15 protein-coding genes and 1 pseudogene are annotated in these 15,931 nt (G+C 73.3%); 13 read left to right on the forward strand and 3 right to left on the reverse strand.

All coding sequences use genetic code 11. The annotated features are described in order from the left end of the window. The first annotated feature begins 38 nt into the window (after positions 1-38). The 4 genes from ABD284_RS21525 (at position 39) to ABD284_RS21540 (ending at position 3,921) form a co-directional block, all read left to right on the forward strand. Positions 39-692 carry a response regulator transcription factor gene (locus ABD284_RS21525; RefSeq protein ID WP_344146613.1) on the forward strand — a complete coding sequence of 218 codons (654 nt, stop codon included), beginning with the start codon at positions 39-41 and terminating at the stop codon, positions 690-692. Beyond that, positions 689-1,981, forward strand: coding sequence for a sensor histidine kinase (locus tag ABD284_RS21530; RefSeq protein WP_344146616.1), 1,293 nt, complete (start codon positions 689-691; stop codon positions 1,979-1,981). The genes ABD284_RS21525 and ABD284_RS21530 overlap by 4 nt, the downstream gene beginning before the upstream one ends. Positions 1,982-2,460: 479 nt before the next feature. Continuing rightward, positions 2,461-2,760 (forward strand): DUF4193 domain-containing protein, encoded by a 300-nt coding sequence (locus ABD284_RS21535; RefSeq protein ID WP_040270202.1) that lies wholly within the window; start codon positions 2,461-2,463, stop codon positions 2,758-2,760. Between the two features lie 237 nt (positions 2,761-2,997). Further along, positions 2,998-3,921, forward strand: a complete 924-nt coding sequence (locus tag ABD284_RS21540) for a hypothetical protein (protein WP_344146622.1) — start codon at positions 2,998-3,000, stop codon at positions 3,919-3,921. Positions 3,922-3,984: 63 nt separating this feature from the next. Here ABD284_RS21540 and ABD284_RS21545 read toward each other — a convergent pair whose 3' ends face one another. After that, a complete protein-coding gene (locus ABD284_RS21545) occupies positions 3,985-4,278 on the reverse strand; it encodes a DUF4235 domain-containing protein (RefSeq protein WP_344146625.1) in 294 nt (97 codons plus the stop codon). A gap of 302 nt (positions 4,279-4,580) precedes the next feature. Between ABD284_RS21545 and valS the strand changes: the two genes are divergently transcribed. The 4 genes from valS (at position 4,581) to ABD284_RS21565 (ending at position 9,463) form a co-directional block, all read left to right on the forward strand. Further along, positions 4,581-7,151: a valine--tRNA ligase gene (gene valS, locus ABD284_RS21550; RefSeq protein WP_344146628.1), complete on the forward strand. Its 2,571-nt coding sequence runs from the start codon at positions 4,581-4,583 to the stop codon at positions 7,149-7,151. Positions 7,152-7,268: 117 nt separating this feature from the next. Beyond that, complete coding sequence (dut, locus tag ABD284_RS21555) at positions 7,269-7,742, forward strand: dUTP diphosphatase (protein ID WP_344146631.1); 474 nt, start codon at positions 7,269-7,271, stop codon at positions 7,740-7,742. A gap of 62 nt (positions 7,743-7,804) precedes the next feature. Continuing rightward, positions 7,805-8,575: a DUF3710 domain-containing protein gene (locus ABD284_RS21560; protein WP_344146634.1), complete on the forward strand. Its 771-nt coding sequence runs from the start codon at positions 7,805-7,807 to the stop codon at positions 8,573-8,575. A 315-nt stretch (positions 8,576-8,890) separates the two neighbouring features. Continuing rightward, positions 8,891-9,463, forward strand: a complete 573-nt coding sequence (locus ABD284_RS21565) for a GNAT family N-acetyltransferase (protein ID WP_344146637.1) — start codon at positions 8,891-8,893, stop codon at positions 9,461-9,463. Between the two features lie 19 nt (positions 9,464-9,482). On the opposite strand, the gene ABD284_RS21570 is transcribed toward ABD284_RS21565, so the two are convergent. After that, complete coding sequence (locus ABD284_RS21570) at positions 9,483-10,577, reverse strand: serpin family protein (protein ID WP_344146640.1); 1,095 nt, start codon at positions 10,575-10,577, stop codon at positions 9,483-9,485. A 266-nt stretch (positions 10,578-10,843) separates the two neighbouring features. On the opposite strand from ABD284_RS21570, the gene ABD284_RS21575 reads away from it, so the two are divergent. From ABD284_RS21575 to ABD284_RS21595, 5 genes are all read left to right on the forward strand, one after another. Further along, on the forward strand, positions 10,844-12,109 hold the full coding sequence (locus ABD284_RS21575) for an ABC transporter substrate-binding protein (RefSeq protein ID WP_344146643.1): 1,266 nt from the start codon (positions 10,844-10,846) through the stop codon (positions 12,107-12,109). Between the two features lie 22 nt (positions 12,110-12,131). Further along, positions 12,132-13,118, forward strand: a complete 987-nt coding sequence (locus ABD284_RS21580) for a carbohydrate ABC transporter permease (protein WP_344146646.1) — start codon at positions 12,132-12,134, stop codon at positions 13,116-13,118. Further along, positions 13,115-13,963, forward strand: a complete 849-nt coding sequence (locus tag ABD284_RS21585; RefSeq protein WP_344146649.1) for a carbohydrate ABC transporter permease — start codon at positions 13,115-13,117, stop codon at positions 13,961-13,963. The genes ABD284_RS21580 and ABD284_RS21585 overlap by 4 nt, the downstream gene beginning before the upstream one ends. A gap of 5 nt (positions 13,964-13,968) precedes the next feature. Then, a complete protein-coding gene (locus ABD284_RS21590) occupies positions 13,969-14,556 on the forward strand; it encodes a hypothetical protein (protein ID WP_344146652.1) in 588 nt (195 codons plus the stop codon). Between the two features lie 256 nt (positions 14,557-14,812). Beyond that, positions 14,813-15,808, forward strand: coding sequence for a DUF3159 domain-containing protein (locus tag ABD284_RS21595; RefSeq protein ID WP_344146655.1), 996 nt, complete (start codon positions 14,813-14,815; stop codon positions 15,806-15,808). Positions 15,809-15,838: 30 nt separating this feature from the next. Here the strand turns inward: ABD284_RS21595 and ABD284_RS25840 are convergent. Next, positions 15,839-15,931, reverse strand: a pseudogene (locus tag ABD284_RS25840) (IS982 family transposase); the annotation flags it as partial.

Genomic DNA, 15,931 nt, shown 5'->3' on the forward strand with positions numbered 1-15,931 from the left:
ACTCCGGTCGCAGGAAAGCTAAGGACGACGAACTCACAGTGCGCGTACTCGTGGTCGAAGACGAGCAGGTTCTGGCCGACACGGTCGCCGTGGGGCTCCGCCGCGAATCCATGGCCGTCGACGTCGTCTACGACGGCGACAGCGCGCTGGAGCACGTGGGAGTCAACGACTACGACGTCGTCGTCCTCGACCGCGACCTCCCCGGCGTCCACGGCGACGACGTCGCCCGCGACCTGGTCGCCCGCAGCTACACCGGCCGCATCCTGATGCTCACCGCCTCGGTGGAGCTGGAGGACAAGGTCGAGGGCCTGACCCTGGGCGCCGACGACTACATCACCAAGCCCTTCGCCTTCGCCGAGCTCATCGCGCGCGTGCGCGCGCTGGGCCGCCGCGCCGTCCCCCCGCTGCCGCCGGTGCTGCAGCGCAACGGCATCGAGCTGGACCCGGCCAACCACACCGTCGAGCGCGACGGACGCCGGGTCTCGCTGACGCCCAAGGAGTTCGCCGTCCTGGAGGTGCTCATGCGCGCCAACGGCACCGTCGTCAGCGCCGAGGGGCTGCTGGAGAAGGCCTGGGACGAGAACGCCGACCCGTTCACCAACGTCGTCCGGGTCACCGTGATGACCCTGCGCAAGAAGCTCGGCGAGCCCCCGGTCATCCAGACGGTGCCCGGTGCGGGGTACCGGATTTGACGGCGCAGGGCCCTGAGCCGGGCCCCGAGCACGCGGCCGGCCCGGGCGAGGTGGCGCCCACCCCGCCGGGCGACACCGGCACGTGGCGGCGGCTGTCGGCCGAGCCCGCCACCGCCTCGGCGAAGCCGCCGGGCCCGGTCACCGGCGGCGTGCACCGCTTCACCGACAACATCAGCCTGCGCGCGCGGCTCACCCTGATCTACGGGATGCTGTTCTTCGCGGCGGGCTCGCTGCTGGTGCTGCTCAACTACATCATCGTCGCGGGCCTGCTGGACAACCTCAACTTCACGATGCCCAACGCCGACCCGGTCGAGCTGCAGATGCGCAAGACCGAGTTCATCGAGTCGGTACTGGCCGAGATGACACGCTACTCGGTGATCGCGCTGGTGATCGTCGGCCTGCTGGCGGTCGGCCTGGGCTACTTCGTGGCCGGGCGGGCCCTGTCGCCCCTGCACAAGATCACCCGGATCGCCCGGCGGCTCTCCGAGCGGTCCCTGCACGAGCGCATCGCCCTCAGCGGCCCCGACGACGAGATCCGCGAGCTGGCCGACACCTTCGACGGCATGCTGGAGCGCCTCGACCGCGCCTTCGACGGCCAGCGCCGCTTCGTCGCCAACGCGTCCCACGAGCTGCGTACGCCGCTGGCCATCAACCGCACGCTGCTGGAGGTCGCCCTCAGCGACCCCGAGGCCTCGGCCGATCTCAAGACCGTCGGCCGCACCCTGCTGGAGACCAACTCCCGCCACGAGCGGCTCATCGACGGCCTGCTGTTCCTGGCCAAGAGCGACCGCGAGCTCGACGTGCGCACCGCCGTGGACATGGCCGAGGTGCTCGGCTCCGTGCTCAGCCAGCTCGCCGAGGAGCTGGAGAAGGCCGATCTGACCCTGCGCACCGACCTGCGCCCGGCCGCGGTGGTGGGTGACCCCGTCCTGCTGGAGCGCCTGGTCGCCAACCTCGTCGAGAACGGCATGCGCTACAACGCCGCCGACGGTGAGATCACCGTGCGCTCGGGCATCTACGAGGGTTCCCCGGCCATCCAGGTGGAGAACGCCGGCCCGGTCATCGCCGGATACGAGATCGAGGGACTGTTCGAGCCGTTCCGCCGCGCCTCGGGAGACCGCGTCAAGTCCGGGCGCAGCGCCGGGCTGGGCCTGTCCATCGTCCGCTCGGTGGTGCGCGCCCACGGCGCCTCGGTCAGCGTGTGGCCGCGCCAGGGCGGCGGCCTGGTCGTCACCGTCCGGTTCCCCGCTGCCGAGACCGGTGACACGGCCGCATCCGCGGGCAGGTAGCATCTGGCCGTCCGGACGCCGGGTGCTGATCACGAGGTGGGCGAAGATCCTGCGGGACGCGGCTTCCGCATGATACTCATACGTGTTCTACGACACGACGGCCCCGGGATCGTGGGCGCGCCGTGGGTGGGTATGCTCTCCCGGGCGCGAACGCTGCGGGAATATCTCCCGGAGTACGCGTGTATGTTCTTACCCCGCCTCACGGGCGGCATCGAGCCCGCGCGGCGTGGGGAAAGACGAGGAAATAGGTCGGAATCCCGCGGGCGTTGGGTAGCACATGAGGGCGAGTGGATCGACGGCGCGACGAAGCGCGACCGGTTCTATTCGAAGGGTGCTGCTATGCGGTGCGACTGCACCCGGGAGGGGTCATAGTCCACTTACGCCGGCGGAAGTTTCCACGCGGCTCGGGCACAAAACGAGGTCCTCATGCGTTGGAAGCGCGCAACGAGGCATAGAACGAGGGGGATGGAGTTAGCAGAATGGCCACCGATTACGACAGCCCGCGTAAGGCCGACGAAGACATCAACGAGGACAGCCTGCAGGAGCTGCAGGCGCGCCGTGTCGACAAGGGAACCAGCACCATAGACGTCGACCCCGACGAGGTCGCCGAGGGCATGGAGCTGCCCGGTGCTGATCTGTCCGGCGAAGAGCTGGCGGTCCGGGTCCTGCCGCGCCAGGCAGACGAGTTCACCTGCTCGCGCTGCTTCCTGGTGCACCACCGCAGTCAGCTGGCCGAGCAGCGGAAGGGGCAGCTGGTCTGCAAGGAGTGCGCCGCCTGAGCCCGGCGGACTCCTTTCCTCTATTGCCTCGAACGGCCTCCGCCGCGGCATGTGATGCGTCTCCGGGAGGGCTCCCGGGGGCGCATCGTCCTTTGCGCACCGAGCGCCCGGCATTGATTTCCGCCTTCCCTTAGCTTTGTAAGCGTCGGGGCCTCCGGCCCCGCAAGCCCCGGGACCGCTCCCGGGGAAAGCCGGGCACACCCGGCAATCCGGGGACACCGCGAATGGGAGGTCGACGTGGCCGAGGACACTGGAGACCGGGAGGAGACGGGTCCCCGCCCGCAGGCGGGCGGCGACGGCGCCGGTGGAGCCGCGGGCGACGCCGGCTCCACCGCGCCCGGGACCGAGGTCGCCGCGGTCGCCGAGGACGACATCGGAGTCCTGGTGGGCGAGCTCCTCGACGAGGAGGGCGCCGACCCCCGGCGCCGGGCCGGGCTGCTGGGCAGGCTCGCCGCGGCGCTCACCGCCCGCGCGCGTTCGGCGCGCGCCGGCGGCGCCGCGAGCGGCCGGTGGCTGGCCGACGTGTTCGCCAACGAGATCGCACCGCGCATCCCGGTGCGCGACCGCGAGACCCTGATCCGCCACCACTCCGGCCTCGCCGGCGAAGAGCTCGCCGACGCGCTCGTACGCAACGCCGCCCACGCCACGACCGGCGTCGGAGCGGCCGGCGGTGCCCTGGCCGCGGTGCAGTTCACCGCGCCGCCGCTGCTGCTGACGGCGCCGGCCCAGATCGTGGCCGAGACCGTCGTGGTCGCCTCGGTCGAGGTCAAGCTCATCGCCGAGCTGCACGAGGTCTACGGGCAGCCGGCGCCGGGAACGAGCCTGCAGCGCACCACCGGCTACCTCGCCTCGTGGGCGCGCAAGCGCGGGATCGACCCGCTCAGCGCCGCACAGTCGCTCTCGGCGACCCTCGGGGCCGCCGCCAAGGCCGCGCTGCGCCGGAGACTGCTGCGCACGCTCGGCCGCCACCTGTCGACGCTGGGCCCCTACCTGACCGGCGCCGTGGCCGGAGGGGCGCTCAACCGCGCCGCCACCCGGGCGCTGGCGACGTCGGTGCGCGCCGATCTGCGCGCGCAGGGCCTGCCCCCGGCGTCCGGGCGCGGCGGCGTCGGCGCCGGCGCCGACGGTTCCGCGCGGGAGCTGCCCCGCGGCGGCCGCTGACACAGGCGCCAGCCGGCGGACCGCGCGGGCCCGCCGGCGGGCGCCCGCCCGCGCCCGGCGCGCTCAGTCCACGTCGATTCCCACGACGCCGCTCTGGTGGGCGGCGTCGAAGAACCGGCGGTGGGCGGCGCGCACCGCGAGCACGCGGGTGACCTCCATGCCGATGCCGGTGACCACGGCCCAGCCCAGCGCCTCGCTGAGGCTGACGTCGGGGGACTCCGGCTCTGTGGGCGGCGCCTTGCCGGTGGCCTGGGTCCAGGCGAACGTCAGCGCCTTCCGGGCGACGTAGGCCGCCGCCAGAGCGGTGACGCTGCCGACGACCTGCGCGGCGAACTCACCGTTCCTCTTCTTAGCCATCTGTCGGATCGCTTCCCTTCTAGCCTTCGTGGCCGCGTGGCCGCGCTGCCGCACGCGGCTGACCGCGCGGCCGTGCGCGGCGCTGTGGCCGACCGCCTCCGGCGCGCCGCGATCCGGCGCCGTGCGGATGCGCCTTGCCGGAATCCTTTCATGCCCGGCGCCTGCGCCGCCGCCTGCACGGGGCGCGCCGCACCGGCCGCCCGGGCCGCGGCCGCGAGACCGCGCGAGACGCCGCTGGAACGCTGTCGTGGGCTGTGGAAATCCGGAGCGATCAGGGCCGCCGAACCAATACCATTGGGCCCATGACCAACCGCTCTCGTTCCTTCCGCGTGCCCGACAAGCCTTCGCTCGACGGTATCGAGGCGAAATGGGTCGACGTATGGGACGAGTCCGGCGTCTACCACTTCGACCGCACCAAGAGCCGCTCCGAGATCTACTCGATCGACACCCCGCCGCCCACGGTCTCCGGGTCGCTGCACATCGGCCACGTCTTCTCCTACACCCACACCGACACCGTCGCCCGCTTCCAGCGCATGCGCGGCAAGTCGGTCTTCTACCCGATGGGCTGGGACGACAACGGCCTGCCCACCGAACGCCGCGTGCAGAACTACTACGGCGTGCGCTGCGACCCCGGCGTCGCCTACGACCCCGCCTTCACGCCGCCGGCCAAGCCCGACCCCAAGCGGCAGGTGCCCGTCTCGCGGCGCAACTTCATCGAGCTGTGCGACCGGCTGACCGCCGAGGACGAGAAGGTCTTCGAGGGCATCTGGCGCCGCCTGGGCCTCAGCGTCGACTGGCGCTACTCCTACGCCACCATCGACGCCGGCGCCCGCGCCACGTCCCAGCGCGCGTTCCTGCGCAACCTCGCGCGCGGCGAGGCCTACATGGCCGAGGCGCCCACGCTGTGGGACGTCACCTTCCGCACCGCCGTCGCCCAGGCCGAGCTCGAGGACCGCGAGCGCACCGGCGCCTTCCACAAGATCGCCTTCCACCGCGACGGCGGCGAGCCGGTCGCCATCGAGACCACCCGGCCCGAGCTCGTCCCCGCCTGCGTCGCCCTGGTGGCCCACCCCGACGACGCCCGTTACCAGGACCTGTTCGGCGGCACCGTGCGCACGCCGGTCTTCGGCGTCGAGGTCCCGGTCATGGCCCACCGCCTGGCCGAGCCCGACAAGGGCTCCGGCATCGCGATGATCTGCACCTTCGGCGACCTCACCGACGTCACCTGGTGGCGCGAGCTGCAGCTGCCCACCCGGCCCGTCGTGGGCTGGGACGGCCGCATCGTCTCCGAGCCGCCCGAGGCCGTCGCCGCGGCCGGCGGCGGCGAGGCCTACGCCCGCCTGGCCGGCGCCACCGTGCACACCGCCCGCGAGCGCATGGTCGAGCTGCTGGGCGAGTCCGGCGACCTGCTCGCCGATCCCGCGCCCACCACCCGCCCGGTGAAGTTCTACGAGAAGGGCGACAAGCCGCTGGAGATCGTCACCACCCGCCAGTGGTACATCCGCAACGGCGGGCGCGACACCTCCGTCCGCGAGGAGCTGCTGGCGCGCGGGCGCGAGCTGAACTGGTACCCCGACCACATGCGCTCGCGCTACGAGCACTGGGTCGAGGGCCTCAACGGCGACTGGCTGATCAGCCGCCAGCGCTTCTTCGGCGTGCCGTTCCCCGTGTGGTATCCGCTCGACGCCGAGGGCAACCCCGACTACGACTCCCCGCTGCTGCCGGACGAGTCGCAGCTGCCGGTCGACCCCAGCTCCGACGTCCCGGCCGGCTACGCCGAGGACCAGCGCGGCGCGCCCGGCGGCTTCACCGGCGACCCCGACATCATGGACACCTGGGCCACCTCGTCGCTGACCCCGCAGGTCGCCGGCGGCTGGGAGCGCGACCCCGACCTCTTCGAGCGCGTCTTCCCGATGGACCTGCGGCCCCAGGGCCAGGACATCATCCGCACCTGGCTGTTCGCCACGGTCGTGCGCTCCCACTTCGAGCACGGCAGCCTGCCGTGGCGGGGCGCGGCCGTCTCCGGGTGGATCCTCGACCCCGACCGCAAGAAGATGTCCAAGTCGAAGGGCAACGTCGTCACGCCCATCGACCTGCTGGAGAAGTACAGCTCCGACGCCATCCGCTACTGGGCCGCCAGCGGGCGGCTCGGCGCCGACACCGCGCTGGACGAGGGCCAGATGAAGGTCGGGCGCCGGCTGGGCATCAAGATCCTCAACGCGAGCAAGTTCGCGCTGTCGGTCGCCGGCGAGGACACGGCGGCGGAGCCGTCCGCGGTCACCGAGCCGCTGGACCGCTCGATGCTCGCCACGCTCGCCGACGTCGTCGAGGACGCCACCGCGGCCTTCCAGGCCTACGACCACACCCGCGCACTGGAGCGCGTCGAGCGGTTCTTCTGGGAGTTCTGCGACGACTACCTGGAGCTGGTCAAGGCCCGCGCCTACGACACCGCCTCGCCCGCCGCCGCCTCGGCCCGCGCGGCCCTGCTGATCGCCCTGTCGGCGCTGCAGCGGCTGTTCGCCCCGTTCCTGCCGTTCGTCGCCGACGAGGTGTGGAGCTGGTGGCACGAGGGCTCGGTGCACGCCGAGTCCTGGCCCGAGGCCGAGGAGTTCCGTGCGGCCGCGCGCGAGGGCGACCCCGCCGTCCTGGCGGCGGCCTCGGAGGTGCTGCGCACGGTCCGCAAGGCCAAGTCCGAGGCCAAGCTCTCCATGCGGGCCGAGATCGAACGCGTCTCGGTGCGCGGCAAGAACGTCAACCACGTGCGTCTGGCGGGTGACGACCTCGCCGCGGCGGGGCGCGCCGCCCGGCTGGACTTCGAGGCCTCCGACGACACCGAGCTTCAGGTCGAGGTCAGCCTGCCCGCGGCCGGGTAGCCGGCGGTCCGCCGCAGCGCCGAGCGACCGGCGTGCGGGGCGGTTCCGCCCCTCCCGCGCGCCGGCGCTCCACGCGGCGTCCGACACAGGCCCCGCACCGCGATAAGCTGGCTCAGTGTGAGTAACGGAAGCCGCAGCGGCGGGGTCGAGGTCCTCATCCGCCGCATCGACCCCGACCTTCCCCTGCCGGCCTACGCCCACCCCGGCGACGCGGGCGCGGACCTCGTCACCGCCGAGGACGTGGTCGTCGAACCGGGTCGGCGGGCGGTGGTCGGCACCGGAATCGCCATCGCGCTGCCCGAGGGCTACGCCGCCTTCGTGCACCCCCGTTCGGGCTTGGCGGCCCGGTGCGGACTGACCCTCGTCAACGCGCCCGGCACCGTCGACGCCGGCTACCGCGGCGAGGTGCGGGTGACCCTGCTCAACACGGACACGGAGACCCCGGTCGAGCTCACCCGCGGAGACCGCGTCGCCCAGCTGGTCGTCCAGCGTGTGGAGCGGGCGCTGTTCCGCGAAGCCGATGTGCTCCCGGACTCCGTGCGCGGCGCGGACGGATTCGGTTCCACGGGCGGCCACGCGGCGCGCACTTGACGACGACGAGCACTCCCGGCGCCAGATCCGCCGGGGACGACGAAGCGGGAGAGGTGTAAGGCGTGTTCGGACGCCGACGCAAGAAGAAGGACGGCGAGGGCGCCGACGGCACCGCCGCGACCGCCGGCGCGGTCGGCTCCGAGGCCGACTTCGCGGGTCGGCCCGAGGACCCGCCGGAGCCGGAGAAGGAGGCCGACCGCCACCGCAGCGACGGTCCGTGGGACTCGGCCGAGGAGGCGCCCGAGGCCCAGCGCATGGACCTGGGGTCGGTGCGGATCCCGGTGCGATCGGGCATCGAGATCCAGGTGAACGTCGCTCCCCAGCAGAACCGCATCATCGGGGTCACGCTGCGCACGCAGCGCTCGGCGCTGCAGGTGCAGCCCTTCGCCGCGCCCAAGTCCAGCGGAGTCTGGGCCGACATGCGCGAGGAACTGCGCTCCCAGGTGACCTCCCAGGGCGGCAAGGTCGAGGACTTCGACGGCACCTTCGGCCCGGAGCTGCGGGCGGTCGTGCCCGTCGCCGGCAAGAAGAACGAGCAGGGCCAGCAGATGGGCGAGCGGGTGCGCTTCATCGGCGTCGACGGTCCCCGGTGGGTGCTGCACGGCGTCATCCGCGGCGAGGGCGCGTCCAAGCCCCAGGCGATGGCCGAGGTCGAGGAGCTGTTCCAGCAGATCGTGGTCGTGCGCGGCGACAGCCCGGCGCCCCCGCGCGAGATGCTGCCGATCGTCGTGCCCCAGGAGATCCAGCAGTCCATGGCCCAGGCGGCGGACCAGCGCAAGCGCAGCGCCGGCAACGGCCAGGCCGACGAGGGCGGCGGCGGAGCCGAGTCCTAGGCCGCCGGCGGAGCACCGCCGCCCCGGGCCGCGGCCGATGCCGCCGCCGTGCCGGGCGCGGGTGCGTCCGCTCGGGGCACCGGGCCGGGTGGCCCGGCCAACGGCGGCCGCTGCGGCCGGGTCCGCAGTCCGCAGCGCCCGGAGCCCTGCGCAGAGCCCGATCGGTCGCGCCGCCGATCCCCGCCGGTTCCGCGGCGCGCGCCGGACGCCGGGGCCCGAGCCACCGGCGGGCGGCGATCGGCCGCCCCGCATGCCCGCGGCCGGTCCTGCGGAAAACCGCGTGCCGCGGCGGGTGGGCGCGTCTAGGGTGTGCGGATGCTGATCAGACGAGAGACCGCCGCGGACGAGGCGGCGGTGCGTGCGGTGATCGCCTCCGCCTTCGCCGCGAACGTTCCCGCCGGAGCCCCGGACGGTACCGAACCGGTCGAGGCGGTCCTGCTGGGGCGGCTGCGCCGGGACGCCGGCTGGCTGCCGGAGTACTCGCTGGCGGCCGTCGAGGGGACCGGGGCCGGCGACCCGGCGGATCCCGTCGGCGGCGGGCCGGTGGTCGGCCACGTGGTGTGCACCCGCGGGTACGTGGGCACGACCGCGGCGCTGGGGCTGGGGCCGATCGGCGTAGCGCCCGGCTGCCAGGGCCGCGGAATCGGATCCGCCCTGATGCACGCCGTGCTGGGCGCGGCCGACGCCCGGTCGGAGCCGCTCGTCGCACTCCTCGGCGAGCCCGGCTACTATCGCCGCTTCGGTTTCCGCCCGGCGGCGGAGCTCGGCGTGGTAGCGCCCGATCCGGCCTGGGGCGACTACTTCCAGGTGCGTCCGCTGAGCGCCTACGACACCGCGCACCGCGGCGCGTTCCGCTACGCCGCCCCCTTCGACCGGCTGGCCGGGTAGGCGCCGCGCGGCGGAGCCGTCACTCCCGGGCCGGTCCCGGATCGCTCGGTGCGGCGACCGCTCCCAGGAACAGCACCGCCTGCCGGCGGCGCAGCACGAAGGCGAACGGGCGGTCCACGGCGAAGCGGACCGGCCTGTCGGCCACGGCCGCGACGGTGCGCATCACGACCGCTGTCGCGGCCGCCCCTTCGGCGCCCTTCTCGTCGACCCGCAGCACCGCCTCGTGCACCGCCTCGTCGATGCGCAGCGGGCGCGGCGAGATCCCCGAGAGGTCCGCCCGGTCGCTGAACGCGGTGGCGACGCCGGTTTCGGCCAGGGGCGCCGACAGCGCCGTGCGGGTGCGTGCCTCGAAGCGCGGCAGCCAGAGGTCGACCTCGGTCGGTGCGGCCGCGCGGTAGAGCGCCGAGAGCGCTTCGGGAGCCGGTGCGGTGCCCAGCGCCGGGGCGTCGGGCATCAGCACGTCCAGCGCGAGGTCGTCGGCCGCGGGCAGGGTCGCCATCCGCCAGCCGGCGGCCGCCGCGTAGGGGCGGCGGCCGCGGCGGCGCATCATGGGCACGCGGCGTTCGCCCGAGGGCGTGTGGAAGGGCGTGGGCTCCGTCGCGTCGGGGTCGAAGGGGTCGGACCAGCGCAGCCGCACCCACAGGGCGTTGAGCAGCAGCGCCTGGGCGGATGCGCGTACGTCACCGGGCAGCAGGAGTTCCTCGATCATGCCGCGGGTGGTCTTCGCGGCCTCGGCGTTGGCCTCGCGGCGCACGCGCTCGGGGTCGTTCGCGAAGTCGGCCGTGCGCACCGCCGCGTCGGGCCGCGCGCGCACGGCGGCCTCGAACTCCGCGTTCAGTTCCAGATCGCTGCGGATCCACAGGGAGGTCGCGGCGGCCAGATCCGGTCCGTCGGAGACCGCGTCGTCCAAGGCGGCGAGGTGGCCCCTGATGTCGCGGCCGAGCAGAGCCTCGAACTCGCGCCGCGTGGCGCCGCGCGCACCGGTGGCCACCAGCCCCAGAGCACCGGCCACCGACAGCGGCGACCAGGCGTGCTCCGGTGTTCGGGATCCGGCCAGCGCGGCGTTGAGCCGCAGCGCGAAGTCGAGGTGGTCGGGGCGCAGGGACACGGTCATGGCGCACGCTCCAGGTTCCCCGGCGGGCGGGCCGCCGGTCGGCTCTGCGGCCAGGCTAGCGCTCGCGGCGGCGCCCGCACCGCGGATGGCGGTGGGCGCCGGCGCGGCCGCGGTGTGCGGGGTCGATCGTTGCAATGGATGGCACACCAGTATTGACGGGAGATTTCCGGGAGCCTAATCTGAGCCTCCAACTGGACGGGAAGCGCTTTCCGTAAATCGTTTTAATAATCGGGCGAATCGAGCGGCGAAGAAGGGCGGTCACCACCATGGTGCAGCGGACGGGCGGTGCGGCGAGGTCTGCCGCCGCGGTAGCGATGGTCCTCGGGCTGGCGGCGACCGGCTGCGGGGGAGGCGAGGGCGGCGGGTCGCCGGAGATCCGCTACTCCTGGTGGGGCAATGCCGAGCGGGCCGAGATGATGCGCGAGGCCATCGCCCTGTTCGAGGAGGAGCACCCCGACATCACGGTCACCCCGACCTTCTCCGAGTACGACACCTACTGGGAGAAGCTCTCCACGCAGGTCGCCGGCGGCGGGATGCCCGACGTGCTGCAGATGGACAACGCCTACCTGCGCGAGTACAGCGACCGCGGCGTGCTGCTCGACCTCAAGCAGCACAAGCAGAGCCTCGACACGAGCGGGCTGCTGGAGGGGCTGAGCACGGCCGGCGTCATCGACGGCGCCCGCTACGGCGTGCCCATCGGCGGCAACACCTTCTCCCTCGTCTACGCCCCCGAGCTGTTCGACGAGGCGGGCGCGCCCATGCCCGAGGACGGCTGGACCTGGCAGGAGTACGACGAGGCGCTCACGGCGGTCAGCGAGCACACCGGAGGCGACCCCTACGGAGCCTCCGACTACACCGGGCTGATCTGGGTGCTGGAGGCCCAGCTGCGCCAGGAGGGCGGCGAGCTGTTCACCGACAGCGGCGAGCTCGGGTTCGGCCGGGACCGCCTCGCCGAGTTCTGGGAGAGCGCCGCCGGGCTGCGCGAGGACGGCGCCGTGGTGCCCGCCGACGAGGCGGAGCAGGTCAAGCCGCTCGCCCCGCTGGGCGCCAACCTGTCGGCGTCGGAGTTCACCTGGGACAACATGCTCACCCGCTACGTCGAGGAGTCCGACCTGGACCTCGAGCTCGCGCCGCTGCCCACCGACTCCGGCGACTCCGGGCAGTACCTCAAGCCCTCGATGCTGCTGTCGGCCTCGGCCCAGACCGGCAACCCCGACGCGGCGGCCAAGCTGGTCGACTTCATGATCAACGACCCCCGCGTCGCCGAAATCTTCGGCGGCAACCGCGGCATCCCGGCCACCGAGGCCCAGCGCGAGGCCATCGACTACACCGAGGTCGACCAGGCCATCGTCGACTACGAGGACGACCGCATGTCCGACCTGCAGGAGGCGCCCCCCGCACCCCCGGCCGGCGCCGGCGCCCTGGAGACCGAGTTCATCCGGCTCTCCGAAGAGGTGCACCACGGGCAGATGAGCCCGGACGAGGCCGCCGGCGAGTTCGTGTCCTTCGCCGAGCGCACCCTGAGCTCCTGACGCGGCGACAAGGAGACCGCTGATGGTCCGGACGGCCCAGGGCGCCCCGAGCTCCCACAGCTCCGGCGACCCCGCCGCACCGCCCGCGGCCCCGACCCCCGCGAAACGGGCGCGGCGGCTGCGCCGCGGCCGGGAGGGCGCCGCGGGCTACGCCTTCCTCTCCCCGTGGATCCTCGGGTTCCTCGGGCTGACGCTGGGGCCGATGCTGGCCTCGCTCTATCTGTCCTTCACCGACTACAACCTGTTCACCGCGCCCTCCTGGGTGGGCCTGGACAACTACCGGCGGCTGTTCGGCGACGACCAGTGGCTCCAGTCGATCAGGGTCACCGCCGCCTACGTGGTGCTGGCGGTGCCGCTGAAGCTGGCGCTGGCACTGGCGGTGGCCATGCTGCTCGCGTCGCCGCACCGCGGCCAGGGGCTTTACCGCTCGGCGTTCTACGCGCCCTCGCTGCTGGGCGCCAGCGTGAGCGTGGCGCTGGTGTGGCGGGCGCTGTTCTCCGACGACGCGGTGGTGGACCGCATCCTGCGCTCGGTGGGGATCGAGACCGGCGGCTGGGTGGGCAACCCCGACTTCGCGCTGCTGCTGCTGGTGCTGCTGGCGGTGTGGCAGTTCGGGGCGCCGATGGTGATCTTCCTGGCCGGACTCAAGCAGGTGCCCAACCAGTACTACGAGGCCGCCGAGGTGGACGGCGCCGGATGGTGGCACCGGTTCCGCAACATCACCCTGCCGATGATCTCGCCGGTGCTGTTCTTCAACCTGCTGCTGGAGACGGTCAACTCCTTCCAGGTGTTCACCGCCTCGTTCGTGATCAGCGGCGGCACCGGCGGTCCCGCCGGTTCCACCCTGATCTACACGCTCTACCTGTACCAGCAGGGGTTCACCCACTACCAGATGGGCTACGCCTCGGCGATGGCCTGGATGCTGATCCTCGGGGCGGGGCTGGTGGTCGCCGCCCTGTTCCGGATGTCGCGGACGATGGTGTTCTACTCCGGAGACGAGGGCCGATGAGATCCTCCGCCGCTACCTGGCCCCGGCGCGTGCTCTGGCACGCCCTGGCACTGGCGCTGCTGGGGCTGATCATGTACCCCCTGGTGTGGGTGGCGGGCGCGTCGGTCACCCCCACCAACGACATCGTCGGCAACACGCAGCTGCTGCCGGCCCGGCCGGTCGCCGACAACTTCGCCCGCGCCATGGAGGGCATGGCCGGCATCTCCGTCTGGCGGTTCCTGGGCAACTCGCTGCTGCTGGCGGTGCTCACGGTCGCGGGCACGGTGGCGTCCTCGGCGCTGGCCGCCTACGCCTTCGCCCGGCTGCGGTTCCGCGGGCGCAACGCGATGTTCGTGCTGATGATCGGCACCCTGCTGATGCCCTTCCACGCGGTCATCATCCCGCAGTACATCATCTTCCAGCAGCTGGGCCTCGTCGACACCTACGTCCCGCTGCTGCTGGGCAAGTTCCTGGCCACCGAGGCGTTCTTCGTCTTCCTCATGGTGCAGTTCATGCGCCAGCTGCCCCGCGAGCTGGACCAGGCCGCCCGGATCGACGGCTGCGGGTACTGGGGGATCTTCTGGCACGTCATCGCCCCGCTGTCGCGGCCGGCGTTCGGCACGGCGGCGATCTTCGCGTTCATCTGGAGCTGGAACGACCTGTTCGCGCCGCTGATCTACCTCAACACCCCCGAGAAGTTCCCGATCCCGCTGGCCCTGCGGATGTACGCCGACCAGACGAGCACCTCCGACTTCGGCGCGATGATCGCCATGTCGGTGATCGCGCTGGTCCCGGTCGTGCTGTTCTTCCTCGCCTTCCAGCGCCTGCTGGTGCAGGGCATGGCCACGACCGGGCTGAAGGGGTGACGGCGATGGCGGGCGGCAGGGCGGCCGGTGCGGCGCCGGCGGTCTCGCGGGCGGTGCTGTTCGGGGAGTGCCTGCTGACCGGGGTGCTCACCCTGGCCGCGGGTCTGGCACTGGTCACCCTGCCCGCGGCGCTGGCGGCCGGGAGCGCGCACGTGCGCGCCCACACCGACGGGGAAGGCGGCACCGGTGTCGCCGACTACGCCGGCCGGCTGCGCGCAGCCTGGGCGGGCTCCTGGAAGGCGGGGCTGGCCGGCGCCGGGCTGAGCGCGGTGCTCGCTGCCGACGCGCTGATCGTGGCGGCCTTCGATCCGCCCGGGGGAGCGGCGGCCCTGGCCGGCTGCGCCGTGGCGGGCACCGCAGCCGCCGTGCCCCTGCTGCGCGCGGCGGCCGCGTGGCGGCCCGGCGGCGCCTGGCGCGGCGCGCTGCGCGCGGCCCTGGCGCGGTCGGCGGCCGATCCGGCGGGCTCGGCCCTGCTCGTGGCGGCGCTGGCCGCCACGGCGGCGGTGACCTGGGCGGTGCCGCCGGCGCTGGTTCCGCTCGCGGGCTGCCTCCTGCTCGCCGCGGTGGTCGTGGACAAGCGCGGAGGAGGGTGACCTCCGCACGCGCCCATTGCGGTCGAGGGGCCGCCTCCGGACAGGCCCGCCGGAGGCGGCCGCCGCAGTCCCGGTGCGCCGCCACGACGGCGCGTCGGCGCGCGGCGCCGTGCATCTCCGCCGGTATCCGCGTCCTCCCCGCGTTGTATCCGCTGGACATAGGGGGCGTATGCGGGCATAGGGCTGCGGAGCGCTGAAGACCCCCGACGCGTTGTCCTAGGGTGGAGGGCGTAGCCGACGCCGGAATGTGGAGCTTATGACCGACCAGCAGCGAGCCGCCGAAGCCGCCGAAACCAGCGGCGGCCGGTCCGAAACCGCGGCGGACGCCGACAGCGTTCCCGGATCACCGTCGGCGCGGCGTGCGCGGGTCTCCGGGGAGGAGGTCGCCGCCGTACTGCACGGGCCCGAGGACGGCGGGGCCGGCTCCGGCGAGCGGCCGGCCGACCCCGGCACCGCCGACGACGGCAAAGGAGGCGACGGCAAAGGAGGCGACGAAGGCGCGCCCACGGAGGTCTCCGAGCAGACCGTCGAGGCCGTGGTCCGCGCGCAGCTGTCCAAGGCGCTGGGCGGCAAGCGCGGCATGGTCGAGACCGCCGTGCCCACGCTCGCCTTCACCCTGTCCTACCTGGCCGTCGAGGACCTGCGGCTGGCCCTGGGGCTCGGCTTCGCGCTGGCACTCGGACTGGGGGCCGTCCGCCTGGTGCAGCGGTCCTCGGTGCAGTTCGTGGTCAACAGCCTCTTCGGCATGGGCATCGCCGCCTTCTTCGCGCTGCGCAGCGGCGAAGCCGAGGACTTCGCGCTGCCCGGCATCATCTACAACGCCGTCTACGCGGTCGTGCTCACCCTGACGATCCTGATCCGCTGGCCGGCCATGGGCCTGCTGATCGGCGCCGTCACCGGCGACGTCGGCGCCTGGCGCGCCAACCCCGCCGTGGTGCGGCTCAGCTCCCGGCTGACCTGGCTGCTGGTGGCGCCGTGCGTGGTGCGCGTCGCGGTGCAGCTGCCGCTGTGGGCCTCCGAGCACTACGGCGTGGCCAGCACGTTCGCGCTGCTGGGGATCGCCAAGGTCGCCATGGGCTGGCCGCTGCAGGTGGCCGCGTTCGCGGGCATGGTGTGGCTGCTGGCGCGCGGGCGCACCCCGGTCGAGACCGGATCGGCCGAGGCCGCCGAGGCGCCCGCGGACGGCGGCGACGGCGCGGCCGGGCACGCCGGCCCGGCGACACCGCCGAGCGGCCCCCGCCCCGCCGGCTAGATCGTTGATGGGAGTTGTTGTGTGTCCCGGTCAGTGGTCGTAGGCGATCAGTGACCGCTTGACCGGGGCGCCGATCAGCCAGTTGTGCCAGATCGCGGCGTTGAGCGCGCAGATGCGCTGGCA

It is taken from the genome of Streptomonospora arabica (genome assembly GCF_039531585.1).
GTDB lineage: Bacteria > Actinomycetota > Actinomycetes > Streptosporangiales > Streptosporangiaceae > Streptomonospora > Streptomonospora halophila.

Excerpts from the sequence above, each read along its gene's own strand:
- ABD284_RS21535 (WP_040270202.1), top strand. The coding sequence starts at position 2,461 with ATGGCCACCGATTACGACAGCCCGCGTAAGGCCGACGAAGACATCAAC.
- ABD284_RS21545 (WP_344146625.1), bottom strand. The coding sequence starts at position 4,278 with ATGGCTAAGAAGAGGAACGGTGAGTTCGCCGCGCAGGTCGTCGGCAGC.
- valS (WP_344146628.1), top strand. The coding sequence starts at position 4,581 with ATGACCAACCGCTCTCGTTCCTTCCGCGTGCCCGACAAGCCTTCGCTC.
- ABD284_RS21565 (WP_344146637.1), top strand. The coding sequence starts at position 8,891 with ATGCTGATCAGACGAGAGACCGCCGCGGACGAGGCGGCGGTGCGTGCG.
- ABD284_RS21570 (WP_344146640.1), bottom strand. The coding sequence starts at position 10,577 with ATGACCGTGTCCCTGCGCCCCGACCACCTCGACTTCGCGCTGCGGCTC.
- ABD284_RS21575 (WP_344146643.1), top strand. The coding sequence starts at position 10,844 with ATGGTGCAGCGGACGGGCGGTGCGGCGAGGTCTGCCGCCGCGGTAGCG.
- ABD284_RS21580 (WP_344146646.1), top strand. The coding sequence starts at position 12,132 with ATGGTCCGGACGGCCCAGGGCGCCCCGAGCTCCCACAGCTCCGGCGAC.
- ABD284_RS21585 (WP_344146649.1), top strand. The coding sequence starts at position 13,115 with ATGAGATCCTCCGCCGCTACCTGGCCCCGGCGCGTGCTCTGGCACGCC.
- ABD284_RS21590 (WP_344146652.1), top strand. The coding sequence starts at position 13,969 with ATGGCGGGCGGCAGGGCGGCCGGTGCGGCGCCGGCGGTCTCGCGGGCG.
- ABD284_RS21595 (WP_344146655.1), top strand. The coding sequence starts at position 14,813 with ATGACCGACCAGCAGCGAGCCGCCGAAGCCGCCGAAACCAGCGGCGGC.